The organism is Streptomyces sp. PA03-6a, assembly GCF_033792765.1.
In the GTDB taxonomy this organism is placed as follows: Bacteria; Actinomycetota; Actinomycetes; order Streptomycetales; family Streptomycetaceae; genus Actinacidiphila.
Genome location: NZ_JARAVK010000438.1, coordinates 1 through 4,347, shown reverse-complemented (window position 1 = coordinate 4,347; position 4,347 = coordinate 1). Strand labels below are relative to the sequence as shown.

Genomic DNA, 4,347 nt, shown 5'->3' with positions numbered 1-4,347 from the left:
GGTGGTCGCGGATGGTGGCGGTGGTCGCTCTGGCGTGGAACGGGCCGGCCAGGGCGCCGGCGGCGCGGGTCAGGTTGTGCGCCAGGGCTGCCAGCGCGAGCCACGCGGCATTGGCCTGAAAGTGCCCGGACGGCGCGTGGGTGAAGGCGCTGTTCTTGACATCCGCGATCACCTGTTCGACGACGGCGTGCCGCCGGTGGTCACGCTCGGCGTCGTGCAAGGAGAGCGGGGAGTCGGTGAACGCGGCGTGGTAGCGCCACGTGTCGAACAGCGCGCCCTGCCCGGCGGGGACAGCGTCGGCGGTCAGGCGTTTGACGCGTCGCACGATCAGACGGGCGGTGGCCTGCTGTTTCTTCGGCTTGGAGGTGAAGGCGGTGTAGGTGGTCTCGGCTATCTCGGCGTCGGAGATCCAGCACTGGCCCTCCTCGTCCCAGACCGCCTTGGGGTACTTGATCGGCGTCCAAGCGTCCTCGTCGATGGCCGCGATGGCGGCCTTGACGGAGGTGTTCATCCGCACGGTGATGGAGAACCGCGCGCCCAGCGCCCGGCAGGAGTTGACGACATCGGCGCCGTAGAACGCGGAGTCCGCGCGCATCACCAGCAGGCCGCTGGCGCCGCAGGCGCGGGCCGTGCGGAGGGTCTCGGCGACGAACGCTGCCGCGCCGCGCGCGGAGTTCGACAGTCCCTTGCGCAGCCTGGTGGCGGCGATCACCGGGGCGGCCAGGGGTGTGGAGACGATGCCGAGCAGCGCGTTCAGGCCCTTGACCTTGCTGTATCCGTAGCCGGCACCCTGCTTGGCGTAGCCGTAGGTGCGGCGGATGGCGTCGTCGATGTCCACGTAGGCGGCCTGGTCCGCGCCGGGCAGCAGCGGGGCGTGACGGGCCAGTTCGGGAAGGAACCGGCGGGCCACGGCGTGCAGTTGCTTCACATGCCCGTGCGTGAACGCAGGAACGACCCCAGCGTGGACGGGGCCCGCACCCCGGAGAACAGGCGGCCCATCGCGCCGTGCCGTAGCCGGTGCATGTCGTCGATGCTGTCGGCGCCCGCGATCATGCCGCCCACCAGCGACATCGTCTTCGCCGCGGGGAAGGCACCGGTGCCGTCCTTGGAGGCCGGCAGACGCACGTACTCCCCGACCAGCGCGGGCAGACCGCACTGCTCGGCCAACCGCACCACCGGCTCTAGGCCGCCGTACGCGATCAGGTTCGGGTCGTCGAACGCGGAGGAGACCGCCCCCGCGGCATGGGAAGATTGCATCTGGGAAGTGCCTTGCTGATCGTGCCTGATGTGGTCCTGAATAAACCCCATCATCGCAGGTCACAAGGCACTTCTTCGTTCCCCCGAGGAACTGTCCACAGATATCAAGCCGGTGGATCCGGGCTCAGGCGTGCACGTCCGTTGCTTGGACCCCATGAACCCCAACTTCCCCTGCAATCACGGACTCCACGCTACGAGGGGAGAGACATCTCGGCGCTCATTTGTTGTACGGCTCGATCTGTGTCGGAGTCATCTCTCCTGATATACCGTGGAGAATAGCCTCTTTACCGGTAAGGTACATTCCATAGTAGGACCAACTGAGGGGCGTTGATGCTAGCCAGCGCATAACTGACGGCGAATCCGGAAGCTCGTTTCGATATCCAAATCTTTCACCTACGGAAAGGCCATGAAAAAGCCCTTGCCGCAAGCCGCCAAGAAATCCACCCAGAAGTTCGAGCGCATATGCTTCACCATTCCTTTCTTTGTGATTTATATGTGCGACTATGGCATTGGTTTCAACATTTCCGAGGAAAATGTTGAAGCCCTCTTTAAGTCCTGCATAAAGTGATTGGCGTCCAGTTTTAGGCTCGAATCCCTTATGCATTGCAGCGCGCTCTGCCGCGGCCTGATCGTTCAAGTGATCTGAGAGCTTGCTAGCTGATACCGACGTGTGAAGCGGCGGCGATGTCTCCACAAGACTTGTGCCGCTCTCGCGTGCGCCATAGGGCACGACCCCAGCATGTGTCTCATGAACGTGAGCGGGTGTTGAGCTTTCCGAGAGGAATTGTAGGGTAGTATCGGGTGAGTGCATCACGGGCGAAACCTCCCCAGAGGGAACCATTTCGGGATTTGGTCCTGGAGAAGACGTCGAAATTTGCGGCACGGTAGGAGCAGGCTCTAGATCACGCGCTTGGTGTGGGAGTGCAGGTAGATGGTGTTCACCGATGATGCTGGGCGTGGGGGTCTGACTTGCGACGGACTCGCCGTCGAGAGACCTCGGAGGCGCCACCTCGTGGTCGAGAAATGCCGAGCGAGTAACCTTTTTAGATTCACTACCAGAAGCTTCCCGCACACTTGCTCCAGGGGATTTGTGCGGAGTCTCTGAAATCTTGAGACTGTCAATTGTGTCATTCGTAGAAACAACGGACCTGGGTGACTCTGGCCTGGCCGATTCGGAATGCTTGCCCACAGCAGCCGGCTCCGACACCAGTCGCATGGTACTACGTCTCGACGCCGGGGGAAGGCTTATGGCGCCTGCATCAGGCCTACCCGCGCCTCCTTGCGTTTTGGCATCCACTTCCTGTTCCAACCGCCATGCGGAGTCACGATCCCCATGTTCGTTGCGACGGACCTGACCAGAGCCATCGAGAGAATCACTCTTCACAGCATGATCGGCCCCATCGGAGTGGCCTTCATTGCGCCGCTCCATGGGGAGGGAATGGCTAGAGTAGTCAATCGAATTATGCCTGGTACCAGGATTGCCTCGAACAGCCAAATTCCCTGTTTCTGTCGAGGCTTCCGAGACAAAATCTGACTCACTATCGCCTCGCCTTGGCGTTCCCTCAATACCCCCCCTAATGCTCTTTCCAATTTTAGTGGCTTCCAGTCCAGCTTCTATTAGATTGTGCCCGATGTCCACCCCGAAGAAGATTGCGGTTTGCCACGCATTATCCTTCCAGTTCACAGACCGACCACTCATTGCTGGCGGAACTGCCTCAGCCAGGTAAAATCCGGCAAAGGCCCGTGCGTTATCGGGAAGTTCCAGTACAACTTTTTCAATGCCTCTACCCAGCAGTACTCCAACCTTTTCGCCTATTTGCCCTACCGCCCTACCTGCCTCTGCGACCGCCTCGGCAAAACGCGCGAGCATTGCTCGGAATCGGGCGACAAGTCCAAGAATTTGCTCGATTAGAGGTGCCAGGCGCACCCAAATGAAATCCATGATACCTGCCAGAATCCAGCTCAAGGCCAGGCCGGCAGCCAATATCTCAAGGATTTCGAGAGCAATTCCGATGATCTCCTTAACGATTTTCCAGCTGCGTTCCGCGTGCTGGTCGATCTGTTGTGAGGATGCGTACAAGATAGCGGCTGTATCTTCAGCAGCATTGGCATGCTGTTGCCAAGCTGATCCGAACGCCTGGGAATCGAGCCCTGACCACGAGCTGGATTCCACTTCTGCAGCGATTTGTGTATGCACAGCCCTAACTTGATTGGCCTGCACTCGGAGCGCTTCGGCATGGTCACCCAGCCCCGTCGGATCACCTATCTCACGAAAGATAGTAGTGAGCCATTCGGCAATAGCCTCATTTATATCCATATTCAGATCTGCTGCTTGAGGCGATGCGCTAGCGTGCTATTTACATCCTCAACCGCTTCGTACATCTGGGCGCTATTCGTGAGAGTGGCACCTGTCTGTGCTGACAGAGCCGCCAGTTGGCCGAAAACTTCCGCCATCTGATCTCTGGTGCTTACGTATGCGTCCTTCGCCGAACGACCCGCCGAGCCTTGCCCGAAAACTGACTCGTTGACGGTAGAGCCGGAACTCAGGTCGCGCCCTGAAGCTTCGAGAGCACTAGATGCAGCATGGAAAACCTTTGCCAGCCTCCGCAAATCATCTGTCTGAACAGAAAACTCGTGACTCATGCGCGGGACTCCTCTCCAGTGCTAAGGTCCGGTCATCGCTCGCATGCGGCGCTCTCGGTAGGTCTGGGCCAGCAGGTTGAAAGCCTATAAACCTCTCGAATCGCGGCGCTTTTGATCCCGACCGGCACGAAGCTCTCGTGACGACAGATCCTAGCCTCAATCTTTCCACTTTTTATTAAATCTCTGTTACACCTCAGGGCAGACTCTACGGATGGTAAATGTATATTTTGGCGTTCTGTACGGGTGCGTTCCGAAAGTTTCGAACCCGTCCGACATGTGCACGATCTGGGTCTTGGCCGGTAACAGATTGAGCCCTTTCAGCGGGGCCACCGATCGGGTGACGGCCGACTGGTCGGCGACCCGTGCAGAACGGACGAGGCTCCTCGGCGGTTGAGCGAGATGTCTGACGTCTCAACTCTTCTGCCGGGAAGCCTCGTTGGTTACCTA

At 59.5% G+C, this 4,347-nt stretch carries 4 protein-coding genes; all 4 read right to left on the bottom strand.

The annotated features are described in order from the left end of the window. Positions 1-928 (bottom strand): IS1380 family transposase (locus PV350_RS44940; RefSeq protein ID WP_500339106.1); only part of this gene is annotated, 928 nt, incomplete at its 3' end. Then, positions 925-1,257, bottom strand: coding sequence for a hypothetical protein (locus PV350_RS44935; protein ID WP_500339105.1), 333 nt, complete (start codon positions 1,255-1,257; stop codon positions 925-927). The genes PV350_RS44935 and PV350_RS44940, both read right to left, overlap by 4 nt. A gap of 217 nt (positions 1,258-1,474) precedes the next feature. Then, complete coding sequence (locus tag PV350_RS44930; RefSeq protein ID WP_500339104.1) at positions 1,475-3,574, bottom strand: WXG100 family type VII secretion target; 2,100 nt, start codon at positions 3,572-3,574, stop codon at positions 1,475-1,477. Between the two features lie 2 nt (positions 3,575-3,576). Beyond that, on the bottom strand, positions 3,577-3,900 hold the full coding sequence (locus PV350_RS44925; protein WP_500339103.1) for a hypothetical protein: 324 nt from the start codon (positions 3,898-3,900) through the stop codon (positions 3,577-3,579). Positions 3,901-4,347 lie beyond the last annotated feature (447 nt).

Bases quoted from the DNA above. Each gene is read 5' to 3' on its own strand.
- PV350_RS44925 (WP_500339103.1), bottom strand. From the start codon at position 3,900: ATGAGTCACGAGTTTTCTGTTCAGACAGATGATTTGCGGAGGCTGGCA.
- PV350_RS44935 (WP_500339105.1), bottom strand. From the start codon at position 1,257: ATGCAATCTTCCCATGCCGCGGGGGCGGTCTCCTCCGCGTTCGACGAC.
- PV350_RS44930 (WP_500339104.1), bottom strand. From the start codon at position 3,574: ATGGATATAAATGAGGCTATTGCCGAATGGCTCACTACTATCTTTCGT.